Genomic DNA, 23442 nt, shown 5'->3' with positions numbered 1-23442 from the left:
TTAAGATGAGATATCCCCGGGGCTTCGAGCCCCTTGAAGGGTCGTTCAAGACCAGGACGTTGATAGGTCAGGTGTGTAAGCGCAGTAATGCGTTCAGCTAACTGATACTAATTGCCCGTAAGGCTTGATCCTATAACAGGTGTGTCTCGACCAGCGTTGGCGCTTTAGCGCTTACACTGGTCCGATCCCCGAAGGGGATGCGCTGGAACTCCCCGCCAGGGAGAACAGGACGCACGGTTGAGTGATCGATGTTGTGCCTCGAACAACACAGCCCAAACAGCTTTACCCTGGTGAGCATCACCAGAAACTACTTCTTCCAGATTGGTTGTGTTGGCCCAAAACCCAGCACGACAACAAGTCAAAGCCTGATGACCATAGCGAGTCGGTCCCACCCCTTCCCATCCCGAACAGGACCGTGAAACGACTCCACGCCGATGATAGTGCGGATTACCCGTGTGAAAGTAGGTAATCGTCAGGCTCCCCAGCAGTGTCAGAAACCCCACCCCACAAAGGTGGGGTTTCTGCGTTTACACGGCGGAACAAAGGGCACGAAAATGCGGTGCGCCGTCACGGCCCGCCCATGCGCATCGCGCCCGCATAGCCGGTCAGTTCCAGATACGCACGCCCGAGCTCAGTACCATCGCGGCTCACCCGCGCCGCGCCTTCCCAGTACACCGCGCCGGTGGACTGCCGCGAGTCCAGTTCCTGATCGTCCATCAGCGGATCGAGCTGCCATGTCAGCGCGCCGGTCCTCACCGTCATCGCGACCGGATACGGCGTGTTGGTGCGCGGTGAACGCCACGTGCGGCGCGGCGTGAACTCGACCTCGTTCGGGGCGAAAGTCGTGACATGTCCATCACGATCGCGCATTGCAGCGTGCGCCCAAATAGCGTGTCCGTCGCGGCCGCGCACCTTGAAGGCCATTAAAGCCGACCCGTCGAACAGATTAGCGCCCAACCAGTCCCATCCCACTGCATTCGCATCGAGCAGGGTGCTCGACCATTCGTGATCGAGCCACGCAATGCCCGTTACCGCAGTGGCAGCTTGCGATGAACCGCCTCCAGTGACGGGCCTTGTCACGCTGCCCGACACACGCAGTTGCGGCTCGCTGTAGTAGTAGCTCGCCTGTTCCGGTCGCGGGCCCTTGCGGGAGTAGCCGCGCTCGCCTTGAATCAACGGTGCCTGTGTCGGTGTTAGCGTGAGATGCAACGTGAATTCGCCCGCATCGACGGCGACATCGTAGCGGCCATCCGCGGCACGGACGATTTTCCATGCATCGAGCTTTACGTCGGTGTTGGCGGGCTTCGCATACGCAAGCCCGAAGCCCTGGCGCGCAATCCGTTGATCGTGCATGAGATGACCCAGTGCCGGATCACTCAGCGCCGCGTGCGCAATGATCAATTGAGAAGGCGCAAAAGTACTCGGGTCCGCGGCATCGTGGCCCGTTGCGGACCGGAAGAAAGTGATCTGGAAACCGAGCGGCTTGTTGTCCGGCGTGTTGAGCCAGCCTGTCGCGTACCACCACTCGGTGCGAAAATCGGCGTGAGCGCCAGTGTCCGTTGGCAGCATGACGGAACGCTCTTTCGTGACGACGGCAAACTCCGGCGTTGCGCCGAAGGCCGGCGAAACAGCGAGCACGGTAGAAAGAAACAAGACAGAAACTCGCGGACGTACACGCCAAAACCGCGCAATGCGAAGCCTGATCTCAACCGCAAGGCGAAGAACCGCCGCGCGCCGCACGAGTCCGCACGTCGACGAGAAGCGCAGCCGCGTTCGCATCACCAGTCCTCCTTGACGGCGCGCAGCGCATCGACGGAAACCGCGCCGCGTCCCGCGAGCACGGCCGTCGAGCACGACGACGCCAGCATCACCAGTGCAACGGTGCCGAGAATAATCCACGGAACATGCAGCGACATGCTCCAATGAAACGATTGCGGATTGACGACGAATACAAGAATCAGGCTGATCGCAAACCCGAGAACGAAGCCCATTGCAATGCCGCATGCCGTGAGCAGACCGCCCTCGAGTGCGAGTACTGCGAGGATCTGCGAGCGCGTTACACCGACATGCCGCAGCATGCCGAACTCACGAGCGCGCGCGAGCGTCTGTGCGGAGAACGTTGCGGCCACACCGAACAAGCCGATAACAATCGCGACCGCCTCGAGAAGATAGGTGACCGCAAAGCTCCGGTCGAAAATCACGAGCGTGCGCGCACGAATGTCGCCGGGCTGCGCGATCTGCAACATCGCGCCGAAAGGTAGTGCGCGCAATCCGGCTATTACGCTTTCGACGCTCGCGCCTCGTTCGACGCTTACCGCGACATCGGTCGCACTCATGTCGGTGGTGAGGCGCCGATAATCGGCGAGCCGTATCTGTATCGCACCGCTTTGCCGCACATAGTCGCGCCACACGCCGGCCACGACGAACGCGTGTCCGCGCTCGCCAATCGGCAAGTGAACACGCTGTCCGAGCTTATAGCCGTATAGATCGATCATTGCTTCGGATACCCAAACAGGTGTTTCGTCGCCGTGCAGATCACGAATACCGAGTACAGGTCCCGTCATTTGCAGATTCGCGCCGGGATCGGCCACATCGATTTCGCGGGCAAGTATCGCGATGTCGGGGCGCGCGGGGTCGAGTGTGATATGCGACGCGCGCGTAAAGGCCGCTCTCGCAACGCCTGGGACGCTTGCAAGCCGGCGCTGCTCATCGGCGCTGAGGCCGCCGGTGTCGCCGTTCTGTGCGACCCGTACATAGAGATCGGCCGATAGCAGATGCACGAGCCAGTCTTCGACGGACACGCGAAAGCTCGCGACCATGATCGCCATCGCCACGATCAGCGCGAAGCTCGACAACACGCCGCCCATTGCAATCGACGCATGACCCGGCGCATTTGCAAGGCGTGCGAGCGCAAGCGTACTCGCGACGCCGCTGCGCGGCCGCGCAGCCAAACCGCGACTCGTTGCACCGAACACAAGGGCGGTCACGCGCGGCATCAATGCAATGCCGCCGATAAGTAACAACGCGACGGCCACATAACCGCCAATGGGCGCGTCGAACCAAGGCGGCGCTTGCGTCAGCAGCGCCGCGATCAGCAGGCATAGCAATGCAGGCCACGGCGTGGCGAGCCGCGCGAGCGCGCCTTCTTCGGCGCCTGCCTTCAGTGCCGACGCGGGCCGTGCGCGTGCCGCTTCGAGTGCCGGCGCGAGACTGCCGAGAACAGCCACCGCGATGCCGAGCGTCAAAAAGAGTGCGCTTGCAAGCGGTTCGAACCCGACCTGCGGTTGCACGCCGGGAAAATAGCCGCCACCGAGATCGCTGCCAAAAAAGCGCAACGCGCCCGCAGCAAGCGCATAACCCAGCGCAAGGCCGCATAGCGAACCGAGCAAGCCGAGCAGCGCGCCCTCGAAGAGAATCTGACGCAATAGCTGGCCGCGTGTCAGCCCGAGCACGCGCAACATCGCGAACTGCGCGCGACGACGCACGACACTCAACGCCTGCGTCGAAAAGACGAGAAACGCGCCGGTAAAAAGCGCGACGAGCGCGAGCACGTTCATGTTGATTCGATAGGCACGCGAGAGCCTGTCAGTGCGGCTTTCGACGTCGCGCGTTTCCGCAATGATCCATTGGCTACCTAGCTCTTTCTGCAGATCGCGCTTGAAGCGCTCGCGGTCGACGCCACGTTTGAGCTGCACGTCGATGCGCGACAGTTTGCCGACCTTGCCGAATTTCCACTGAACGGCCGCAATATCCATGATGGCGAGCCGTTGTCCTGGCCGTGTTCTGGCGATGCCGCCGGCCACGCGCAAATGCACGAGCGCGGTGCCGTTTTGCAGCACGATCTGGTCGCCCGTCTTCACATGCAGCCATTGCTGCGCGGCGGTGGAGAGAAACACGGCGTCGGAGGCGAGCGTGTCGAGCGGCTGCGCGGCTGACGGAACGCCGATCAGATCCGGCGCAATGCGGCTCGCCCTGAACACGTCGATGCCGAGCACGGGCAACGCGGCGTTATATTCATGCACGCTGACGTCGAGCGCCAGTACGGGGCTCGCGAGCGCGACGCCCGCTCTTGTGGCCACGCGCGGATAAATTGACTCGTCGAATAAAGGTTGTGCGCCGCGTACTTGCAAATCTGCCTGGCCCGAAAGACTGCGCGCCGCAGCGGAGAACTCGTTGAAGGCTGCACTGTTGATGAGTTGCACTGCATAGCCAAGCGCCACGCCGAGCGCGATCGTTGCAATTGCAACGAGTGCCCGTCCGCGATGACTGCGCCATTCGGCGCCGAGCAGCCAGCGCGCGAGAGTGCGATGCCCGCGCGTGCGCGCGGGGCGGTACGAATCAGCGGGCGTCATCGACTGAACGCGCTGCAGGTTGCGAGCCGTATTCCGCGGGTGAAAGCGCCTGTGCTTGCGATGCGGGATGCAAGGCGCCGTCGCTGAGAATCAGGATGCGATCGGCAATCGCGGCCGCGGCCTGCGAGTGTGTGACCATCATCGTTGCCGCGCCGGTCGCCTTGCTTTGCGCTCGAAATAACGCGAGCACGCCATGCGCTGTGTCGGGGTCGAGGTTGCCCGTCGGCTCGTCGGCGAGGATCAAAGTAGGGCGATGCACGAGGGCGCGCGCGATGGCAACGCGTTGCAGTTCGCCGCCCGACAGTTGCCGCGGAAAATCGTCGCCACGGCCTTCGAGCCCGACTGCCGCGAGCATGTCGAGCGCGGCGGAAACGGGCAGTTCGTTTAACAGCAGCGGCAATGCGACGTTCTGCGCAAGCGTCAGATGTGGGAGCACGTGAAAGGCCTGAAAGACAAAGCCGAGTTTCTGACGACGCAAACGCGTCGCGGCATTGTCATCCAGACGCGAAACGGCAGCACCGCCGATCATCACCTCGCCGCTGTCCGCCTGATCGAGGCCGGCGATCAGATTGAGCAGCGTCGATTTGCCGACGCCCGAGTCGCCCATGATCGCCACGAATTCGCCGGGCGCGAGCGTGAAATCCAGATTGGCGAGTACGACTCGACCGCTGCCGTACTTCTTGCTCAGCCCGCGGCACTCGAGCGCGGGTATCGCATCTTCGTCACGAAACTGCATGCATGGTCCGCAAAGTACTGTTGATCGCTGAGTATATTCGGCTTCTGTAAGGTGCGTCGGCGCATCGGCTTATTAGTGTCGCGCGGCGCCCTGCGCGAAAGTTGGCTGACGCTCGCCTTCTTTCGGGCGCGCGACAGAACAAAAATTTTTCGCGCTTTATAAAAAAGCTCTGCGCTACAGGCCGAAAAAGAGCAATCGGGGAATGCCGTATGACGAGTGCCGCGAGTGCCGTGCGTGCGGCGCCTTGAGCGATCCAAAAAAGTTCTCCCAAAGAGCCGGCAAAAGTCCGCTTCCTTCAGCAACTGCGCGACGTCGCCACCACGTGTCGCGGGATTGTGCAAACGCACATTTTAATTCGTTGCGCAAGAGGCCGCGGGCGCAACAATCCATTGTCTACGGCATTCGCGCATTGTTGCGATGCAAAATTATTCTTATCTTGGTAACCTTCCACCCTTGTCATTCGACTGCGGGTAAACGTGAACTCCGGCACTGCCGATTCACGCAAGTCCGATCAATAGAAGCCTACATTTTCGCTTCAATACTTTCCAAATAGAAAGCATTGCGGCGGCGTTTTGTACTCCAAGTTTCGATAGAGCACATGCCATTGCCTCTTCTTAGTCTACTTATCTGGATCCCTATCGTCGCCGGCCTGGTGCTTCTGCGCGCGGGCTCCGACGCCGCACGCGGCCGCACGCGCTGGCTCGCGTTGATCGGCGCCGTCGCGGGTTTCGTGCCGGTGATTCCGCTGGTCGCGACCTTCCGCAATGACGTCACGTCGATGCAATTTGTCGAGAACTTCCGATGGTCGCCGACATTCGACATCGCGTGGCACGTCGGCGTCGACGGTATTTCGCTGTGGCTGGTCGCCTTGACCGCGCTGACGACGATCATCATCGTGGTCGCTTCATGGGAGTCGATCACCGAGCGAACCGCGCAGTACTTCGGCGCCTTTCTGATGTTGTCCGGCTTTATGCAGGGCGTATTCACGTCGCTCGACGGCATGATGTTCTTTGTCTCGTTCGAAGCCACGTTGATTCCGCTCTATCTGTTGATCGGCACATGGGGACATTCCAATCGCTCGTATGCCGCAGTGAAGTTTTTTTTCGTGTCGTTCCTCGGCTCGCTGATGATGCTGATGTCGATGCTGTATCTGTACAGCCAGACGCACAGTTTCGATCTCGCGCTGTGGCGCGAAACGCGGCTTGGCACGATGCCGCAAGTACTCATTTTCCTCGGCTTTCTCGCGGCATTCGGCGTGAAAGTGCCGATGTGGCCGTTGCATACCTGGTTGCCCGACGTGCACCTCGACGGCCCCACCGGCGCAGCGGTGATGATCGGCATGCTGAAACTCGGCGGCTATGGTCTGCTGCGCTTCGCATTGCCGATTGCGCCGCAGGCCAGCCACTTTTTCGCGCCGATGATGATCACGCTCTCGCTCGTCGCCGTGATCTACGCAAGCCTTCTCGCGCTCGTGCAGACCGACATGCGCCGACTGCTCGCGTATTCGACGGTGGCCCATATGGGACTCGTTACGCTGGGTCTTTTCGTGTTCAACCGCATCGGTCAGGCCGGCGCGATTGTGCAGATGCTGTCGTATGGCGTGGTGTCCGGCGCGATGTTGTTGTGCACGGGCATGCTTTACGATCGCACGAAAACTGCCGCCATTGACGAGTACGGCGGCGTTGCGAATACGATGCCGCGCTTCGCTGCTTTTGTGATGTTGTTCTCGATGGCGAATATCGGTCTGCCGGGTACTTCCGGTTTCGTCGGCGAATTCATGGTGCTGATGGGCGCGATTCGCTTTAACTTCTGGATCGGCGCAATGGCGGCGTCCACGCTGGTTCTGAGCGCGGCTTACACGTTGTGGATGTACAAGCGCGTGATTTTCGGCGCGATCGCAAATGCGCGAGTCGCGGGATTGAAAGATCTCGGTAAGCGCGAGTTCGTATTGCTCGGCGCAATGGCGTTGCTGGTGCTTGCAATCGGACTGGATCCGAAGCCTTTCACCGATGCAATCGATCCGTCGGTCGGTACGCTGCTGGCGCAATCGGAGCGCTCCACGCGTCCGGAGCCGACGCGTCGCGATGGCGGCGAACACCTGCAAGCAGCGGCGCCGGCGGCGGTTGTTGCGGTGACGCGCACGCCAGGGTGATAGGGTAGTGTAAGGCCGGAATAGTCGATTCCTGTTCGGCAAAATGCGCGCACAATAGACGCGGACGCAGACGCAATATGCGGCATAGGCCGCATATGTCGCATCTGCCGAACCGAGCACGAATCGCACTTTTCATGCAGTCAAACACAGGAGAGCCCATGAGTCAGCAGAAAGCCGTGGAGTATTCCGCAGCGTCACCCGAAGTCAAAGCCGTGTACGACGATATCAAGGAGACGCGTCAGGTCGACGACGTCAACAACTTCTGGAAGTACATCGCCCAGCATCCGCCGACTCTCGCGCGCACATGGGACACTCTGAAAGACGTGATGAAGCCCGGCGCGCTCGATCCGTTAATGAAAGAGTTGCTCTACGTGGCCGTGAGCGTGACGAACAACTGCGGTTATTGCGTTGCGAGTCACACGGCCGCCGCTCGCCGTGCGGGTATGACCGACGAGATGTTCGGCGAACTGCTCGCGGTAGTTGGCATGGCTAACGAAACCAACCGCCTCGCGGTGGGATACCGCGTGCCGATCGACGCAGCGTTCGAGTAGCCCGATTCACGCCTTGCCGCGCCACGCGGCAAGCAAGCCGGGCAAGTCGCTCATGTCCCGAAACACCTGCACGACGCCCGCCGCGCGCAACGCGGCTGCGCTGCTGTGCCCGAATTCATTCGGGCAGTAGCCGAACACCGTCGCACCTGCTGCCACGCCGGCAGTCGCGCCGGTCACCGTATCTTCGACGATCGCGCAGCGCGCCGGGTCCACGCTCAGCGCCGCCGCCGCTGCCAGATAAACATCGGGAAATGGCTTGCTGCGGGGCGTTTCGTGACCGCTAAAGATGCGGCCCTCGAAGCACTCTAGAATGCCCGCCTTCGTCAATTGCAATTCGACTTTCACGCGGTCCGCGCCGGACGCAACGGCAATGCGTCCATTCAACGCTGCATGAATAGCGCGAACCGCTGTGACAGCGCCCGGAATGGCGGCCAGTTCTTTATCGAGCGCTGCGTTGCGGCGCGCGCGGAATTGCATCAGCCAGTCGGTGGTGATCGCCACGCCGGTCCGCGCTTCGATCAACGGCGCTTCATCCTTCACGGCTTTGCCGACGAAAATCCGCATTGTCTCTTCGATGCTCAATTGCCAGCCTAATTCGCCGAGCATTTCGGTTAGCACGCGATTCGTAATTGGTTCTGAATCGACGAGCACGCCGTCGCAATCGAAGAGTACTGCGTCGAAGGGGAAATCAGCCATCGGTTGGAGTAGGGCAAGAGTCGGGGAACCGCAAAGAATACCTCAACGGCCCGCGAGGCGCTGCGCCGCCTCATTCACGAGCCGCCCTCGCGATAGCCATCGCTCAGCGTCTTCATAAACGCGATGATGTCCTGAATGTCCTCCTCGCTCATCGCGGGCTGGTCGCCCGGTTTGCGGTCGAAAGGCGCGTCGGAAACATCCACGTTCGCGCGATATTGCGCGGGCAAATCGTTGTACTTCTGTACGTGGCCCGATGCATCGTGCGGATAGATTTTTTCCGGCGACGTATTGCGCAGATTGTAGAAGTCCATCACCTGCTTCAGGTCGTGATAGACGCCATTGTGGAAAAACACCCTGCGGTTCGCGACATTGCGCAGCGTCGGCGTGAGGAACATGCCGCAGTATTGCGTCTGTTTCGCGAGATCATCACGAAACGGCCCACATACCCCCATATCGAAGAACTTCGGGTCCCTGTTCGCGGGAATCGCGGGATTGCGCGGCACGCCAAGCGCTTCATATTGCGTGTCGGTGAACACGGGCGGCAGGCCGTCCCTGGTCGGCTGACTCAGGTGGCAGCCCGCGCAGTTGGCCTTGTCTTTATCGTTGAACAATTGCAGGCCGTGCAGTTCGGCATGCGTGAGCCGCGCTTTGCCTTCGAGCCAATAATCGTACTTGCTCGTGAATGCGTGAAACGACGGATCTTCGATCTGATAGCGGCCCACTGCGAACATCGCCTCGGAGATCAGCAGGCTCGGGTTCGCAGCAATCGCCGGCCCGAAGATCTGTTTGAACTGGTCGATGTACTTTGTCTGTAGCAACTTGTGCGCGACGTCTTCCGGCGTCTTGTTGGCCATTTCCACTGGATTCGTCAGCGGGCCAATTGCCTGGTCCTGCAAAGTATCGGCGCGGCCGTCCCAGAAGAGTCCGCCTTGCGGCACCATCGCCGGAGCGGCGGGCGCGGCGAGGGCGGTCTTCTGTGCGCGCTGCACGCCGGCGGCTTGCGAAGCGAGTTGCGTGAGATCGACGGGCGCGTCGGTGTCGCCCTGATCGGGGCCAATGCTGAACGGCGCCTGCCGATACAGATACGTGAGTGACGGCGGCGGACGATAACCCGCTTCATTCATGTGCGCGCCACCGAGCTGAACCGGAAATGCGTTGTCCGGTGAATATGAATTCTTTGGCGAGTGGCACGACGCGCACGATTGCGTGCCCGAAGCCGACAGCGACGGGTCGAAAAAAATCTGCTTGCCGAGCAATGCGACGGCGCTCAACGGCGCGCGAGCCGGTCGCATTAGATGCACGGGTTGCGGATTCGCGCCGGTGATCTCTTCAACGATTGCGCCGACAGAAGCCGGCATGCGCTCGGGATAAACCAGTGCATACGCGCCAAGCGCAACGGCCGCAATCACGCTGCACACAGCGCCCCATGCAGCGAGTTTCAGCAGCGAGCGGCGCGTGACAATGGGACCCGGTTCGCCGCCGGCGGGAAGGGTCGGCGGCAGGGCGGCGTCTGAAGATCGGTTCATGGCGATGATGACGAATAGTGCTTCGTATACGATGAAAAAAGCGAATCGAGCCAGCATGCAGGGGCTGGCTCGACGCCTGATTACGCTTCTACCGTGAGTTGCGCGCGGCCGTCGAAAGACGGCAAGGTTCGCACGCAACCCAGGCTCACGCTTACGCTCAGATTGCCGGCGCGGTCGCGAGCTTCGTGCCGAGGTTCTGATCGAGATACAACGGCGGATTGTTGCCGGACCCCGCGAAGTCGAACATGTTCATGATGCTGCCCGCGGTCGCATCGAACGAACCGCCGCCGATGCGTTGCCCGCCGAGCCAGTTATCCTCGATGAACTTCACGACCGATGCTTGAGTGATCGCCGTGTCGTCGACGAAATTAGCCTTCGCCCACGGCGACACCACGACAAACGGCGTGCGCGTGCCCGGACCGCAACGGCCGTTCACCGCGCCGCCGTTCACGCCTTGCGGCTGCACCGCGCCGGCTGCCGTGCATTGGCCCGCCGCGCTCAGGTTGTCGCTGCCCGCCACGGTCTTGCCGCCCGCCGATTGCGCGGTCGTCGAGTCGAACGACGAACTCGTCGGCGCCTTGTAGCGATGGTCGTACCAGCCGTCCGAATCGTCATAGGCAATGATTACGGCCGTGTTCTTCCAGTCAGGCTGCTGTTGCAGGAAGTTGACGACCTTCGTGACGAATGCCTGTTCGTCGATCGGGTCCGAGTTGCCCGGATGGCCGTCCTCGACAGCCGGCGCCTTCAGGAAGCTGACCGACGGGTAGTTGCCCGCCTTCACCGCGGCAAAGAAATCATCGGTGTCGTACTGATGATGAACCGGCGTTGCCGTGTTATCCAGCGGATCGGTCGCACCGATCACAGCCGTCGACGAAGGACGCGTATGCGCGAGGTTCGCCGTGCTCGCGTAGTACTGGAACCACGCATGGTGCTGCACGTAGTCGGTCTTCGTCGCGTTGAGCACCTGCGAGAACGTCGAGCGCGCGCAGCCGGTTGTGCCGTTTGCGTTGACCGTCTGCAGATTGAAGCCGCCCATGAAGCCGCCCCACGTGATGTTCTTCGCGTTGAGCAGGTCGCCGATATTCTTGTTGTTCGACGACATCGTGCCCGTCACGGCGCTGTTCGCCGCGAGGGTGCAGACGTCGCCCGTGGGGTCCAGGTCGCCGACCATCGTGAAGCCGCCGGCCGAATCCGGAATCGCGTTGCCCGACGTGCCGCCCGCAACGATCACACCGTTGTTCTGTCCGGACACGACTGCGAGCGCGCCCGGTGTCGACGGACCATACGTGTCGGTGTACGCGTTCTGGTTCATCGCGAAGTGCTGCGCGTAGTTCCATAGCGCCGTGACTGTGTTGCCGTCGAAATAGCCGAGCACCTGGCCCTTCGTCGCAAATGCGCCGGTGCTGCCGGCGATAGTGGAACCGGCGGCCGTGAAGAGCGGGAACGAGTCCATCGCGCCGTTGTTGTACGCGAGCTGTTCCGCGGCGTACGCGTGGTTCTGGCTCGACGTGTTCGCCTGCGAGCGGTCGAGGCGAAACGGCAGCAGATCCGCGGCGGGAAGGCCGAGACCGGCAATCGTCACGGCACCGACCGTGCGGCCCGCCGTATTCGGCGACGTGGAAAGCGCATTCGGATTCGTCGCGATCAGATTGTTGTTCGCGAGGTTGTTGACCGCGGGCGTGCCCGCGGCTGCCGTGAATTGCGGCTCGCCGACGGGATTCGCCGCTTGCGGATAAGTGGCGAAGTAGTGGTCGAACGACACGTTCTCGCCGAAGATCACGACGACGTGCTTGATCGGCGTCGCGGTCGCCACGGCGTCCTGCGCGGTCACCGTGGGCGCCGGCGACGAAGCCGGCGTCGACGACGCAGTCGAATTGACGCTGTGATCGCTGCACGCGGCGAGCGTCAGCAACGCGGCAAACGGGATGGGTAACAGGGTTCTGCGCAACATGTGACAGGCTCCAGATTCGACTTCGCCGTTCAGCGCTTCCATTGATGCACGTGTGGAGTCCGCTGAAGATCTTGTTTATTGGAAATGGTGCTGTGCCTGTCGACGTGCGCGCGGCAGCCCCGACAGGCTGCGCGCATTGAAGCATTCGATGATTAAGATTTAAGGGCGCGCATATTACGCTGGCTCTCGATCGCCATTCATTTGCATAACGCTTGCTGACGGTCTGCTGTCATGCTGTGCCGCGAGCCGCGCGGCAATTGGCGGGCGCGGGGCGCCGCGCGCGGGATTTGCCCGAAAAACACGAGTCGGCACGCGAGATGCTGCAACACGCGAACCCGGCTCGCGCAGTGCGCCGTCTCCACGGTTAGCTGCCGCCATTCGTGACTTCTTTCGAGGACTTTGCCATGACAGTGAAGCTCAAACCCGTCTCCCAGCAGGTCATCGTCATTACCGGCGCGACGAGCGGCATCGGTCTTGCGACCGCGCGTCTGGCCGCCAGCAGGGGAGCGCGCCTGATGCTGATCGCGCGCGACGAGGAAGCGCTCCGCACGCTCGCCACACAACTCGGCGATCAGGGGGCGCTTGTCGAATACGCGGTCGCCGACGTGAGCAACCAGGCGCAATTGCAGGCCGCCGCGGACAAGGCCATCGCGCGCTTCGGCGGATTCGACACATGGGTGAACAACGCGGGCGGCTCGATTTTCGGACGCTGCGCCGATGTCCCCATCGACGAGCAGAAGGAGTTGTTCGAGACCAACTTCTGGGGCGTCGTGCAGGGATCGATGATTGCGCTTGCGCACCTGAAGCAGCGCGGCGGTGCGCTCATCAACCTGGGCAGCGAGCTATCCGATATTGCATTGCCGCTGCAAGCCGCTTACGTTGCGTCCAAACATGCAGTGAAGGGATACACCGACACGCTGCGCATGGAGTTGATCGAAGAGCGCGCGCCAGTTTCCGTCACGCTGATCAAACCATCGGGCATTCATACGCAGTTCGTCGAGCACGCGCGCAATCATCTCGACGTGCAGCCGAAGTTGCCGCCGCCCGTCTATGCACCGGACATCGTCGCCAAGGCGATTCTGCATGCGGCGTGCACGCCGGTTCGCGATCTGTATGTCGGCGGCGCATCGGCGGCGATGGTGACGTTCGCGCGTCGCGCGCCGAATCTGTACGACCGTGTGATGAGCCGCATCGGCATTGCTTCGCAACGTACGCAGGAACCGCCGCGTACGCCGGACGGCAATCATGGCGACGACGGCGCGTTGCGCGAGCGTTCGGGACAGAAGCGCAGGGTGCTGGAGTCGAGCCTGTACACGCAGGCGTCGATGCATCCGCGGCAAACCGTCATGCTCGCTGCCGGTGCGGCCGCGGTGTGGATGCTCGCGCGTTATGCGAGGTCGTCGCATGCGGGGCGCGTGTGAGCGGCGCGCCGTCGGGCTTGTGATTCACATACCGGGACAAAGGGTAGCGCCGTATGCGCGTAAAGCAGTGCGAGGCGCAACCCTTCGTCGTCCGATGCAATCCGGCAGGACGCCGTTGATCATGTGAAGCCGGGCGTTCAACCTCCGCCGTTCGGCGTGGCCACGGTCAGCTTGTTGGACACCGATTTCACACCGGCGACATTCTTCGCCACGTCCTCGGCCTGCGGAATCTGCGCACCGTCAGGCACCGATCCGGTCAACGTGACCGCGCCGCCGCGAGCCCGAACGTATACGTTTGACACGTCGAAGCCTTGTGCCTTGGACAACGCCTTGCGCACGTCGAGGCCGAGCTTGCGGTCCGTCTTTTTCACCGCTTTTGTGCGCGCAGTCGACGATGCGGTCGTGTCGGCCATTGCCGCATCGCTCGCTTGCGCATACGCGCTCGACGCCGTGGCGACGCACAATGCAATGCCGAGCGCCTTTAAAAGATTGACTGTTTTCACGTTTTCTCCATCCTCGAAAAGTTAATGTCGCTTCGTTGCATGCAAAAAAACACACGCCTGTGAGCGGTTTTCTTCTCACTGGGAGCGTCCTGTTTTGTTCAAGCGTGCCGCGGCGGCGCTCCCGGCGCGCTTAAACAATAGCTCAGCACGCGCGCTCATGCAGAAAAAAACTGGCCGTGGCGCGAACTGCCGAGGTGCTGGCAACCACACGCGCGATGCGGTTTGGCATTAAGCTCTGACTGCGGCCGTGCATGGCATCATCGCGCGGTATCCGCGGCAGTGAACGATGCGTTCTGAACAAACTGAATGCAATTGCCAACTTGAGAGGAGTTAGCCATGAAGACCATTGCCATCAAACAGATGATGCTCGGCCTCGCCGTATCCGCGCTGGTAGCAGGCGGCATGCCGCTTGCCGCCGCGCAGACCACGACCGACACGAACGCGCAGACCGCCCAACCTGGCGCGACCGGCGCGAGCAGCACCGCCAAGCCGACCAAGGCGGAGCGCAAAGCGGCACGCAAACAGGCTCGCGCAAAGAAGAATGCCGAGTTGAAGAAGCTCGAGGATGCGGGCTATCAGCCGTCGCGCAACGACCCGAACTATCCGGACGATCTGCAGAAGGCGCAGAAAAAAGCGGGCATCGGTACGGGCGCGAGTCAGTAGATATTCATCCGCAATCATTGCAGTCGTGCGGCGCGATGCTCGTGCTGCACGCGTAAAAACGCGTGATAAGGCGCTGACCTCGGCAGCCTTCGCAGGCGGCTGCTGCAATGGCTCGCCGCTCGTTGAGAGCCCTTAGCGGACGCGTTGTCTCCTGGTGTTTCGCGTGTCATCTGCGTTTCGCCAGACGATTCCCGACGCGAGTTGGCGTTGACCACCAACGTCTGTTGCGCCGCGACACCCCCGCATTTCGTATTTCCTCGCCGTTTTTTGCTCCAAAAAAGCCTTCATTTGGCTTGGAACGACATCTTCGGCGCACTTCGTCGATATGCGTCAAACCCTTGCCCAGCAAGGCTTCCACGCTGGCGCGACAGCAACCACGCGACATAGGTGTCGTATTTCCACATGTGGTTGTCGCAAATAGTCGGCTAGTCGCACTTTTTTCTGGCAACTATGTATGCACAGCGCGGACGGACGTCCGCCACAGCTTTGCATGGGACCAGAGTAAGGTGCTAAAGCACCAACTCTGCCCGACAGCTTTGCATGGAGAGCATTCAATGAATTCCCCCAAGGTCGTGGTCGAAGGGCTGTGCAAGGTGTTCGGCACCAACCCGAAACAGGCGCTCGGCATGCTGGCAGGAGGCGCGACGAAAGAAGAAGTGTTCGCGCGCACCGGTCAGATCGTCGGCGTTCACAACGTATCGTTCGAGGTCAAGGAAGGCGAGATCTTCGTGCTCATGGGCCTGTCCGGCTCCGGCAAGTCGACGCTGATTCGCCTGATCAACCGGCTCGTCGAGCCGTCGGCAGGCAAGGTGCTGATCGACGGGCGCGATGTGGCCAGCGTGCCGCGCGGCGAACTGACGGCGCTGCGCCGCAAGGACATGAGCATGGTGTTCCAGTCCTTCGCGCTGATGCCGCAACGCACGGTGCTCTCGAACGCGGCGTTCGGGCTCGAGGTGGCGGGCATCGGCCGCAAGGAACGCGAAGCGCGCGCGATGACGGTGCTCGAGCAGGTCGGCCTCGCGCCGTTCGCGCAGAAGCTGCCCGCGCAACTCTCGGGCGGCATGCAGCAGCGTGTGGGTCTTGCCCGGGCGCTGGCCGTGAACCCGTCGCTGATGATCATGGACGAAGCGTTCTCCGCGCTCGATCCGCTCAAGCGCAAGGAAATGCAGAACGTGCTGCTCGATCTGCAACGCGAGCAGCAACGCACGATTCTGTTCGTCTCGCACGATCTCGAGGAAGCGATGCGCATCGGCACACGCATCGCGATCATGGAAGGCGGCAAGGTCGTGCAGATCGGCACGCCGCAGGAGATCATCACCAATCCCGCCGACGATTACGTGCGCGCGTTCTTCGAAGGCATCGACACGAGCCGCTATCTGACGGCCGGCGATCTGATGCAGACCGACGCCGTGCCGCTGATGCATGCGCACTCGCCGCAGATCGACGTGTCGAGCGTGGCCGCCACGCTGAACGGCAGCGCCGATTACGCTTTCGTGCTCGACAGCGAGCGCAAGATTCGCGGCTTCGTGTGCCGCGACGAAACGGGCAACGCATCCGCGAAGCTGAACTACGTCGAGTGCATCCGACGCACGACGCCGCTCGACGATGTGGTCCAGCGCGTCGTCGCGAGCCGCGCGCCCCTGCCGGTCGTCGAAGCAGACGGCTCCTACTGTGGTTCGGTCAACAAGACGAACGTGCTGCACGTTCTCACGCGCCATCGAGGTTCCCATGTCTGAAATCATTCCACTTGGCGCCTGGGTCGATCACGGCGTTCACTATCTGCTCGACCACGACGCAAAGACTTTCGATTCCATCGGCAAGGTCATCGAGAGCTTTGCGGCGATCGTCGAACACGGTCTGCAAGCAGTGCCCATGTGGGCGCTGATGGCGTTTTTCGTCGGCATCGGTTTGTGGCGGGTGGGCTGGCGTTTCGCGCTCTTCACGTTGCTCGCGATGCTGCTGATCTACGGTACCGGCTTCTGGGATCAGATGGTCATCACGCTCGGCCTCACGCTGTCGTCCACCTTCATTAGCCTCGTGCTCGGCGTGCCGCTCGGCATCTGGACCGCGAAGAGCCGCACCGTCGAGATGATGGTGCGCCCCGTGCTCGATCTGATGCAGACCATGCCCGCGTTCGTCTATCTGATTCCGGCCGCGATGCTGTTCGGTCTTGGCCGCGTGCCCGGCATTCTGTCCACCGTGATCTTTGCGATGCCGCCCGCAGTGCGTCTCACGTCGCTCGGCATCAAGCACGTGAACCGCGAAATCGTCGAAGCGGGTCAGGCGTTCGGTTGCACGCCGTGGCAGTTGCTCTACAAGGTGCAGTTTCCGAACGCGCTGCCGTCGATCATGACGGGCGTGAACCAGACCATCATGATGGCGTTGTCGATGGTGATCATCGCGTCGATGGTCGGCGCAGGCGGTCTCGGCAACGACGTGCTCGCCAGCATTCAGCGGCTCGACATCGGGCTCGGTTTCGAGAGCGGACTCTCGGTCGTGATGCTCGCGATCATTCTCGACCGCATCACGGAGAGCTTCGGCCGCTCGCCCGGCATGGCACGCGCGCCGCTGCTTTCGGGTGTGCGCAATCTGATGAAGGTGCGCCGGGCGCCGGCGGCGCAGCATAGCTGAGCCGCCCCATGAAGCGCGACGCGATCACTCCGATAGAAGCCCCGTCCGGGTCGCCGCTTTCCCGACTCGCGCACGTCGGCTTCCTGACGCTGCCGAATTTTTCGATGATCGCGTTCACGAGCGCGGTCGAAGTGCTACGGATGGCTAACTATGTCGGCCGCGCGGAGCACTACAGGTGGTCGGTCATCACGCCGGACGGCGAGCCGGCGCGAGCCAGCAACGGCATCATCGTCAAGCCGACCACCACGCTCGAACAGGCCGGCATGCCCGACGTGCTGATCGTCTGCGCCGGATGGCACGTGCGCGATTACGTGGACGACACGGTGATCGCGCTGCTGCGCGACGTGGCCGCGCAAGGCATTCCGCTCGGCGGCATCTGCACGGGACCGTATGCGTTGCTCGCGGCGGGTCTGCTCGACGGTTATCGCTGCACCGTGCATTGGGAAGACATGTCGCCGCTGCACAAGAGCTTCCCGCATGTGCGTTTCGCCGACGAACTCTTCGTGATCGACCGCGACCGCATGACGTGCACGGGCGGCACGGCGCCGCTCGATCTGATGCTGAACCTGGTCGGCATGCGGCTTGGCCACTCGGTGGCGGCGCAGGTGTCCGAGCAGTTCATCGTGGAAAGGATTCGCGGCTCGACCGACTACCAGCACATTCCCGTCGATGCGCGCGTCGGCTTCACGCGCGCCGAGTTGATCGAAGTCGTGCGGCTGATGGAGGCGAACATCGAGGAGCCTCTGTCGCTCGACGAACTCGCGCGGCTCGTGCGTTTGTCGCAGCGTCACTTGCAGCGCATGTTCAAGATGTTCCTGAGCGTATCGCCGACGCACTATTACCTGACGCTGCGCCTGCGCCGCGCGCGTGAACTGCTGCGTAACACCGACGCGTCGATCGCGCGCGTGACGGCGGTCTGCGGGTTCCATTCGCCGTGCCATTTCAGCAAGGCGTATCGCGCGCAATTCGGTCATGCGCCGAGCGTGGAGCGGCGGCTGTCGGCATAAAGAAGCAGTCAAGCATTCATCACCCTGAGACCCTGAGGAACCGCCATGAAACGTTTGTGGGCTGCGTCGTTGTGCGCGCTGTCTGTGTCGTCCGTCACTTCCGCTATTGCCGCCGAACCTGCCGCGTGCCGCGACGTGCGCTTTGCCGACGTCGGCTGGTCCGACATTGCGGCGACGACCGGGCTCGCGTCGACGGTGCTCGAGGGACTCGGCTACAAGCCGACCAAAACGATCGCTTCGGTGCCGATCACGTTTGCCGGCGTGAAGAGCAAACAGATCGACGTGTTCCTCGGCTACTGGTCGCCGACGATGGACCCGATGATCGATCCGTTCAAGAAAGCCGGTCAGGTGAATGTGCTGCCCACACCCAACCTTACCGGCGCGAAGTACACGCTGGCGGTGCCGGATTACGCGTATCAGGCGGGCATCAAGTCGTTCGCCGACATCGCGAAGAATTACGACAAGCTCGGCGGCAAGATCTACGGCATCGAACCGGGTAACGACGGCAATGCGCTCATCAAGAAGATGATCGACAGCAATCAGTACGGGCTCGGCAAGTTCAAGCTGGTGGAGTCGAGCGAGGCGGGCATGCTGGTCGAAGTGAACCGCTCGATTCGCGACAAGAAGCCGATCGTGTTTCTCGGCTGGGAACCGCACCCGATGAATGTGCAGATGAAGATCGATTATCTGTCCGGTGGCGACGACGTGTTCGGTCCGAATTACGGCGAAGCAAAAGTGATGACGGTGACGCCGACCGACTATGCGACGCGTTGCCCGAACGTCGCGAAGCTGGTGTCGAATCTGCATTTCACGACCGACATCGAGAACCACGTGATGATGCCGATCATGAATAAGGTCGATCCGAACAAGGCCGCGCGCGAGTGGCTGAAGGCGAATCCGGCGGTGCTGGATCAGTGGCTTGCCGGGGTGAAGACGTTTGATGGGAAGGATGGATTGCCGGCAGTTAAGGCGTTTGTGGCGGGGAAGTGAAGCGGGAGTTTCGCGCCGCGTTAGGTATGCGGCGCGAAAATTGGTGCTGCGCGATTTGAGGCCATGAATAAGGGCCTCAAATCGAGATTTCGAATTGGACGCTTCGATTCAATACCTCAAATCGCCTGCGCCCGCCCCGGAAACGTCTCATCATAATCACCGCTATCTTCCGCTTCCGCCGCTGTGCCGCGCTGCTCGCGGTACATCATCGGCGGCAAACCGAATTGCTTGCGAAATTCGCGGCCCAGATGCGATGCATCGGAAAAGCCGCAACTCGAAGCAATGTCAGCCACAGTTTTGTCCGAACTCGTCAACAACCACGCAGCCGTGCGTAACCGCACCTGCTTCGCGTAAGCCTGCGGCGCCTTGCCGGTTTGCGCCTTGAAAAGCCGCTCCAATTGACGCGGCGACAAGTCCAGCTTGCGCGCCAGTTCGTCGAGCGATAACGAACGCCCCACGTGCTGTTCCATCAGCAGAATCGCGCGCTTCACCTTCGGATGCGCGGCAGGCGCAAGTCCCGGCGGATGCGGCTGCGGCGCGTTGCCTTTCTGCATGTCGTCGACGAGCAGAATGCGCAGCGCCTTCTGCACCGTCGCCGTTTCGAAGTGACGCAACAGAATAGCCGCGGCCACGTCGATGGACGCGCGTCCGCCCGAACACGTAATACGCCGCCGATCGATAACAAATAGCCGGTCGGCCACCAGCGCCTCTTCATTGACCGACGGAAATCGCTCGATGAAGTCCCAGTAGTGAAACCAGCTCACGCAAATCCGATAGCCGTCGAGCACGCCCGCGCGCATCAGCGAGAACACGCCGGTGCACATGCCGACGAGCGTGGCATCGGCCGCGGCAGCGCGTCGAATGAAGGCGAGCGTCGCGTCGCTCGCAGCCGGTCCCGAATGCAGCAGGCCACCCACCACGACCACGTAATCGAATGGCTCGGCGCCGTCGAACGTTTCCCACGGCGTGATCTGGATGCCGCAGCTCGCGCGCACCGGAGCAAGGGTTTCCCCTATCACGCTCCAGGAACAGCGCACGGGTTTGCTGAAGTCGCCTTCGTCCGCGGACAGACGCAGCAGGTCGACGAAACCCGAGAACGCCGTCAGCGTGAAGTTCGGCAGAAGAATAATGCCGAAGCGGATGCGCTGCTTGGGCGCACCGTCGATAGATTGAAGGGGAAGCGGTTCAGCGGAGTTCATGCAATGCAGCCGGAGCGAAAGAAGAGTTGAGCCAAGCATAGCACCGCGATGCGGCGCGGCATGCATCGTAATGCGGCCGAAGCGGCAACGGCAATCGCCATCGGGCCGGGCCAATGCAGCGCCAATGCCGCGCCTGTCGAAAATACGTCAGAAGCCTTCGTAAATACGCCGCGACGCTTGGCGCGCAAGGCGCTTGACGCCACTATCCCACTGTCATGCCGTTTTTATTCTATCGGTTCAATTTGACGTGCGGTGCAATAGGGCCTGTTTCAACGGATATCCCGCCAAACCGGCATTGCAACGCACAAGGAACGCCATGAACGTCAGCGTCTTCGATCTCTTCAAGATCGGCATCGGTCCCTCAAGCTCGCACACGGTCGGGCCGATGATCGCTGCTTGCCGCTTCGCGTCGCATATCGAAGATGCCAATCTGCTCGCCTTCGTGCGCCGCGTGAAGGTCGAGCTGTTCGGCTCGCTCGGCGCGACCGGTAAGGGGCACGGCACGGACAAGGCGGTGTTGCTCGGACTCGAAGGCAACCTGCCGGAACTGATCGACCCCGACACGGTCGAGCCGCGTTTGCAGGCCATCCGCGAGACGAAGCAGCTTGCGTTGCTCGGCAAGCACACGGTGAAATTCGACGAGCGGGAACACATCGGCTTTTTCCGCAAGCTGATGCCGGGCGCACCCGGTTCGAGCATCGTGCATCCGAACGGCATGCGCTTTCAGGCATTCGACGAAAACGGGCAACTGCTTGTAGAAAAAGAGTATTACTCGATTGGCGGCGGCTTCGTGGTGAATCGCGAAGGCGATCGCGTGAACGGCGTGCGCGCCGGCGCGGAAGTGCCGCATCCGTTTCGTACCGGCGATGATCTGATGCGTGTGTGCCGCGAAACCGGCCTTTCGATCGCGCAAATCACGCTGAAAAACGAATGCGCGGCGCGCCCGGAACAGGAAGTGCGCGACGGCCTGCTCGCGATCTGGCGCGCGATGTCGGCTTGCGTCGAACGCGGCTGCAAGGTGCGCGGCGAATTGCCCGGACCGATGCATGTGAAGCGCCGCGCCGCCGACCTCTGCGCGCAATTGCGCTCGCGTTCGGAAGAGTCGCTGCGCGATCCGCTTTCCATGCTCGACTGGGTCAATCTCTACGCAATGGCCGTCAACGAAGAAAACGCCGCGGGCGGCCGCGTCGTGACCGCGCCGACCAATGGCGCAGCCGGCGTGATTCCCGCTGTGCTGCACTACTACGTGAAGTTCATGCATGCGTCGAACGACGAAGGCATCGTCGACTTCCTGCTGACCGCTGCCGCTATCGGCATCATCTACAAGGAGACCGCGTCGATCTCGGGCGCCGAAGTGGGCTGCCAGGGCGAAGTCGGCGTGGCCTGTTCGATGGCCGCCGCGGCGCTCGCCGCCGTGATGGGCGGCACCCCGACGCAAGTGGAAAACGCCGCGGAAATCGGCATGGAACACAACCTCGGCATGACCTGCGATCCGGTCGGCGGACTCGTGCAGATTCCGTGCATCGAACGCAATGCAATGGGCGCGATCAAGGCGCTCAACGCCGCGCGCATGGCGATGAAGGGCGACGGCCAGCACTACGTGTCGCTCGATAACGTGATCAAGACGATGCGCGAAACCGGCGCGGACATGAAGACGAAATACAAGGAGACGTCGCGCGGCGGCTTGGCCGTGAACGTCATCGAATGTTGAAGCACGCATTGCATATTTCATGAAGCACCAGGCAGCAAGCACCGACAGTACCCACAAGGATCAATGATGAGCCGCTATTCGATATTCAGCCTATTGCGCAACGGGATGTCGTATCACGAGAACTGGGAACGGCAGTGGAAGAGTCCCGAGCCCAAACGCGAGTACGACGTGGTGATCGTCGGCGGCGGCGGGCATGGTCTCGCCACGGCCTATTACCTCGCGAAGGAACACGGCGTGCGCAATGTCGCCGTGCTCGAAAAAGGCTGGATCGGCGGCGGCAATACGGCGCGCAATACGACCATCGTGCGCTCGAATTATCTGTGGGACGAGTCGGCCGCGCTTTACGAAAAGGCCATGAAACTGTGGGAAGGACTCTCGCAGGATCTGAACTACAACGTGATGTTCAGCCAGCGCGGCGTGATGAATCTCGCGCATACGCTGCAGGACGTGCGCGACACCGAGCGCCGTGTGAATGCGAACCGGCTGAACGGCGTCGATGCCGAATTCCTCACGCCCGCGCAGATCAAGGAAATCGAGCCGACCATCAATCTGAATAGCCGCTATCCGGTGCTCGGCGCGTCGATTCAGCGGCGCGGCGGCGTCGCGCGTCACGATGCGGTGGCATGGGGATTCGCGCGCGGCGCGGATCAGGCCGGCGTCGACATCGTGCAGAACTGCCAGGTCACGGGCATTCGCCGTAACGGCAGCCAGGTGACGGGCGTGGACACCACGAAGGGTTTCATCAAGGCGAAGAAAGTCGCGATCGTGGCCGCGGGCAATACGTCGACGCTCGCGGACATGGCCGGCGTTCGCTTGCCGCTCGAAAGCCATCCGTTGCAGGCGCTCGTGTCGGAGCCGATCAAGCCGGTGGTGAATACGGTCGTGATGTCGAACGCGGTGCACGCGTATATCAGCCAGTCCGACAAGGGCGATCTGGTGATCGGCGCGGGCGTCGATCAGTACACGGGCTTCGGTCAGCGCGGCAGTTTCCAGATTATCGAAGGGACGCTCGAAGCCATTGTCGAAATGTTCCCGGTGTTCTCGCGCGTGCGGATGAATCGTCAGTGGGGCGGCATTGTCGATGTGTCGCCGGACGCCTGTCCGATTATCAGCAAGACCGACGTGAAGGGCCTTTACTTCAATTGCGGCTGGGGCACGGGCGGCTTCAAGGCGACGCCGGGTTCGGGCTGGGCGTACGCGCACACCATCGCGAAAGACGAGCCGCATGAACTGAATGCGCCGTTCTCGCTGGACCGCTTCTATACGGGCCATCTTATCGACGAACACGGCGCCGCCGCCGTCGCCCACTAACGCACTCAGGCACTCACGCACTTGAGCCAGATAGAGAGACAA

General features: G+C 61.8%; 18 protein-coding genes and 2 rRNA genes. 12 read left to right on the top strand and 8 right to left on the bottom strand.

Annotated elements, in window-relative coordinates; translation table 11 throughout:
• Both BGRAMDRAFT_RS27735 and rrf read left to right on the top strand, forming a co-directional pair.
• Positions 1 to 132: ribosomal RNA gene (locus BGRAMDRAFT_RS27735) — 23S ribosomal RNA — on the top strand; the annotation flags it as partial.
• 232 nt (positions 133 to 364) lie between these two features.
• A 5S ribosomal RNA gene (gene rrf, locus BGRAMDRAFT_RS27730) occupies positions 365 to 478 on the top strand.
• Between the two features lie 89 nt (positions 479 to 567).
• On the opposite strand, the gene BGRAMDRAFT_RS27725 is transcribed toward rrf, so the two are convergent.
• Genes BGRAMDRAFT_RS27725 through BGRAMDRAFT_RS27715 form a run of 3 tightly spaced genes read right to left on the bottom strand, consistent with a single transcriptional unit; the run spans position 568 to position 5088 of the window.
• Positions 568 to 1779, bottom strand: a complete 1212-nt coding sequence (locus BGRAMDRAFT_RS27725) for a lipocalin-like domain-containing protein (RefSeq protein ID WP_006052211.1) — start codon at positions 1777 to 1779, stop codon at positions 568 to 570.
• A complete protein-coding gene (locus BGRAMDRAFT_RS27720; protein WP_006052210.1) occupies positions 1779 to 4352 on the bottom strand; it encodes an FtsX-like permease family protein in 2574 nt (857 codons plus the stop codon). The genes BGRAMDRAFT_RS27725 and BGRAMDRAFT_RS27720 overlap by 1 nt, the downstream gene beginning before the upstream one ends.
• Positions 4339 to 5088, bottom strand: coding sequence for an ABC transporter ATP-binding protein (locus BGRAMDRAFT_RS27715; protein ID WP_006052209.1), 750 nt, complete (start codon positions 5086 to 5088; stop codon positions 4339 to 4341). The genes BGRAMDRAFT_RS27720 and BGRAMDRAFT_RS27715 overlap by 14 nt, the downstream gene beginning before the upstream one ends.
• Positions 5089 to 5686: 598 nt before the next feature.
• On the opposite strand from BGRAMDRAFT_RS27715, the gene BGRAMDRAFT_RS27710 reads away from it, so the two are divergent.
• Together BGRAMDRAFT_RS27710 and BGRAMDRAFT_RS27705 are read left to right on the top strand one after the other, a co-directional pair.
• Positions 5687 to 7240: a complex I subunit 4 family protein gene (locus tag BGRAMDRAFT_RS27710; RefSeq protein ID WP_006052208.1), complete on the top strand. Its 1554-nt coding sequence runs from the start codon at positions 5687 to 5689 to the stop codon at positions 7238 to 7240.
• A gap of 158 nt (positions 7241 to 7398) precedes the next feature.
• Complete coding sequence (locus BGRAMDRAFT_RS27705; RefSeq protein WP_006052207.1) at positions 7399 to 7791, top strand: carboxymuconolactone decarboxylase family protein; 393 nt, start codon at positions 7399 to 7401, stop codon at positions 7789 to 7791.
• Between the two features lie 6 nt (positions 7792 to 7797).
• On the opposite strand, the gene BGRAMDRAFT_RS27700 is transcribed toward BGRAMDRAFT_RS27705, so the two are convergent.
• The 3 genes from BGRAMDRAFT_RS27700 to BGRAMDRAFT_RS27690 form a co-directional block, all read right to left on the bottom strand.
• On the bottom strand, positions 7798 to 8487 hold the full coding sequence (locus BGRAMDRAFT_RS27700; protein ID WP_006052206.1) for an HAD family hydrolase: 690 nt from the start codon (positions 8485 to 8487) through the stop codon (positions 7798 to 7800).
• Positions 8488 to 8561: 74 nt separating this feature from the next.
• Complete coding sequence (locus BGRAMDRAFT_RS27695) at positions 8562 to 10013, bottom strand: cytochrome-c peroxidase (RefSeq protein WP_044021922.1); 1452 nt, start codon at positions 10011 to 10013, stop codon at positions 8562 to 8564.
• 157 nt (positions 10014 to 10170) lie between these two features.
• A complete protein-coding gene (locus BGRAMDRAFT_RS27690) occupies positions 10171 to 11964 on the bottom strand; it encodes a phospholipase C (RefSeq protein WP_006052204.1) in 1794 nt (597 codons plus the stop codon).
• Between the two features lie 404 nt (positions 11965 to 12368).
• Between BGRAMDRAFT_RS27690 and BGRAMDRAFT_RS27685 the strand changes: the two genes are divergently transcribed.
• Positions 12369 to 13385: an SDR family oxidoreductase gene (locus tag BGRAMDRAFT_RS27685; protein ID WP_006052203.1), complete on the top strand. Its 1017-nt coding sequence runs from the start codon at positions 12369 to 12371 to the stop codon at positions 13383 to 13385.
• A 137-nt stretch (positions 13386 to 13522) separates the two neighbouring features.
• Here the strand turns inward: BGRAMDRAFT_RS27685 and BGRAMDRAFT_RS27680 are convergent, their stop codons facing one another.
• On the bottom strand, positions 13523 to 13888 hold the full coding sequence (locus BGRAMDRAFT_RS27680) for a BON domain-containing protein (protein WP_006052202.1): 366 nt from the start codon (positions 13886 to 13888) through the stop codon (positions 13523 to 13525).
• Between the two features lie 336 nt (positions 13889 to 14224).
• Between BGRAMDRAFT_RS27680 and BGRAMDRAFT_RS27675 the strand changes: the two genes are divergently transcribed.
• From BGRAMDRAFT_RS27675 to BGRAMDRAFT_RS27655, 5 genes are all read left to right on the top strand, one after another.
• Positions 14225 to 14551 (top strand): hypothetical protein, encoded by a 327-nt coding sequence (locus BGRAMDRAFT_RS27675; protein WP_006052201.1) that lies wholly within the window; start codon positions 14225 to 14227, stop codon positions 14549 to 14551.
• Positions 14552 to 15105: 554 nt separating this feature from the next.
• A complete protein-coding gene (locus BGRAMDRAFT_RS27670) occupies positions 15106 to 16287 on the top strand; it encodes a quaternary amine ABC transporter ATP-binding protein (protein WP_006052200.1) in 1182 nt (393 codons plus the stop codon).
• Complete coding sequence (gene choW, locus BGRAMDRAFT_RS27665; RefSeq protein ID WP_006052199.1) at positions 16280 to 17182, top strand: choline ABC transporter permease subunit; 903 nt, start codon at positions 16280 to 16282, stop codon at positions 17180 to 17182. The genes BGRAMDRAFT_RS27670 and choW overlap by 8 nt, the downstream gene beginning before the upstream one ends.
• Positions 17183 to 17190: 8 nt before the next feature.
• Positions 17191 to 18189, top strand: coding sequence for a GlxA family transcriptional regulator (locus tag BGRAMDRAFT_RS27660; protein WP_006052198.1), 999 nt, complete (start codon positions 17191 to 17193; stop codon positions 18187 to 18189).
• 45 nt (positions 18190 to 18234) lie between these two features.
• Positions 18235 to 19179 (top strand): choline ABC transporter substrate-binding protein, encoded by a 945-nt coding sequence (locus tag BGRAMDRAFT_RS27655; RefSeq protein ID WP_006052197.1) that lies wholly within the window; start codon positions 18235 to 18237, stop codon positions 19177 to 19179.
• 116 nt (positions 19180 to 19295) lie between these two features.
• Here the strand turns inward: BGRAMDRAFT_RS27655 and BGRAMDRAFT_RS27650 are convergent, their stop codons facing one another.
• Positions 19296 to 20378 (bottom strand): GlxA family transcriptional regulator, encoded by a 1083-nt coding sequence (locus tag BGRAMDRAFT_RS27650; protein WP_006052196.1) that lies wholly within the window; start codon positions 20376 to 20378, stop codon positions 19296 to 19298.
• A gap of 316 nt (positions 20379 to 20694) precedes the next feature.
• Between BGRAMDRAFT_RS27650 and BGRAMDRAFT_RS27645 the strand changes: the two genes are divergently transcribed.
• Positions 20695 to 22089, top strand: a complete 1395-nt coding sequence (locus BGRAMDRAFT_RS27645; protein ID WP_006052195.1) for an L-serine ammonia-lyase — start codon at positions 20695 to 20697, stop codon at positions 22087 to 22089.
• Between the two features lie 66 nt (positions 22090 to 22155).
• Positions 22156 to 23400 carry a sarcosine oxidase subunit beta family protein gene (locus tag BGRAMDRAFT_RS27640; RefSeq protein WP_006052194.1) on the top strand — a complete coding sequence of 415 codons (1245 nt, stop codon included), beginning with the start codon at positions 22156 to 22158 and terminating at the stop codon, positions 23398 to 23400.
• Positions 23401 to 23442: the final 42 nt, after the last annotated feature.

The organism is Paraburkholderia graminis C4D1M (genome assembly GCF_000172415.1).
GTDB classification, from domain to species: domain Bacteria; phylum Pseudomonadota; class Gammaproteobacteria; order Burkholderiales; family Burkholderiaceae; genus Paraburkholderia; species Paraburkholderia graminis.
The sequence above is the reverse complement of the archived record's forward strand: the minus strand, read 5'-3'. Positions and strand labels throughout refer to the sequence as shown.

What these genes read in the sequence shown, in the direction of transcription:
- BGRAMDRAFT_RS27640 (WP_006052194.1), top strand. Translation starts at nt 22,156, where the DNA reads ATGAGCCGCTATTCGATATTCAGCCTATTGCGCAACGGGATGTCGTAT.
- BGRAMDRAFT_RS27690 (WP_006052204.1), bottom strand. Translation starts at nt 11,964, where the DNA reads ATGTTGCGCAGAACCCTGTTACCCATCCCGTTTGCCGCGTTGCTGACG.
- BGRAMDRAFT_RS27710 (WP_006052208.1), top strand. Translation starts at nt 5,687, where the DNA reads ATGCCATTGCCTCTTCTTAGTCTACTTATCTGGATCCCTATCGTCGCC.
- BGRAMDRAFT_RS27675 (WP_006052201.1), top strand. Translation starts at nt 14,225, where the DNA reads ATGAAGACCATTGCCATCAAACAGATGATGCTCGGCCTCGCCGTATCC.
- BGRAMDRAFT_RS27720 (WP_006052210.1), bottom strand. Translation starts at nt 4,352, where the DNA reads ATGACGCCCGCTGATTCGTACCGCCCCGCGCGCACGCGCGGGCATCGC.
- BGRAMDRAFT_RS27685 (WP_006052203.1), top strand. Translation starts at nt 12,369, where the DNA reads ATGACAGTGAAGCTCAAACCCGTCTCCCAGCAGGTCATCGTCATTACC.
- choW (WP_006052199.1), top strand. Translation starts at nt 16,280, where the DNA reads ATGTCTGAAATCATTCCACTTGGCGCCTGGGTCGATCACGGCGTTCAC.
- BGRAMDRAFT_RS27670 (WP_006052200.1), top strand. Translation starts at nt 15,106, where the DNA reads ATGAATTCCCCCAAGGTCGTGGTCGAAGGGCTGTGCAAGGTGTTCGGC.
- BGRAMDRAFT_RS27725 (WP_006052211.1), bottom strand. Translation starts at nt 1,779, where the DNA reads ATGCGAACGCGGCTGCGCTTCTCGTCGACGTGCGGACTCGTGCGGCGC.
- BGRAMDRAFT_RS27645 (WP_006052195.1), top strand. Translation starts at nt 20,695, where the DNA reads ATGAACGTCAGCGTCTTCGATCTCTTCAAGATCGGCATCGGTCCCTCA.
- BGRAMDRAFT_RS27715 (WP_006052209.1), bottom strand. Translation starts at nt 5,088, where the DNA reads ATGCAGTTTCGTGACGAAGATGCGATACCCGCGCTCGAGTGCCGCGGG.
- BGRAMDRAFT_RS27705 (WP_006052207.1), top strand. Translation starts at nt 7,399, where the DNA reads ATGAGTCAGCAGAAAGCCGTGGAGTATTCCGCAGCGTCACCCGAAGTC.
- BGRAMDRAFT_RS27650 (WP_006052196.1), bottom strand. Translation starts at nt 20,378, where the DNA reads ATGAACTCCGCTGAACCGCTTCCCCTTCAATCTATCGACGGTGCGCCC.
- BGRAMDRAFT_RS27700 (WP_006052206.1), bottom strand. Translation starts at nt 8,487, where the DNA reads ATGGCTGATTTCCCCTTCGACGCAGTACTCTTCGATTGCGACGGCGTG.
- BGRAMDRAFT_RS27655 (WP_006052197.1), top strand. Translation starts at nt 18,235, where the DNA reads ATGAAACGTTTGTGGGCTGCGTCGTTGTGCGCGCTGTCTGTGTCGTCC.
- BGRAMDRAFT_RS27660 (WP_006052198.1), top strand. Translation starts at nt 17,191, where the DNA reads ATGAAGCGCGACGCGATCACTCCGATAGAAGCCCCGTCCGGGTCGCCG.
- BGRAMDRAFT_RS27695 (WP_044021922.1), bottom strand. Translation starts at nt 10,013, where the DNA reads ATGAACCGATCTTCAGACGCCGCCCTGCCGCCGACCCTTCCCGCCGGC.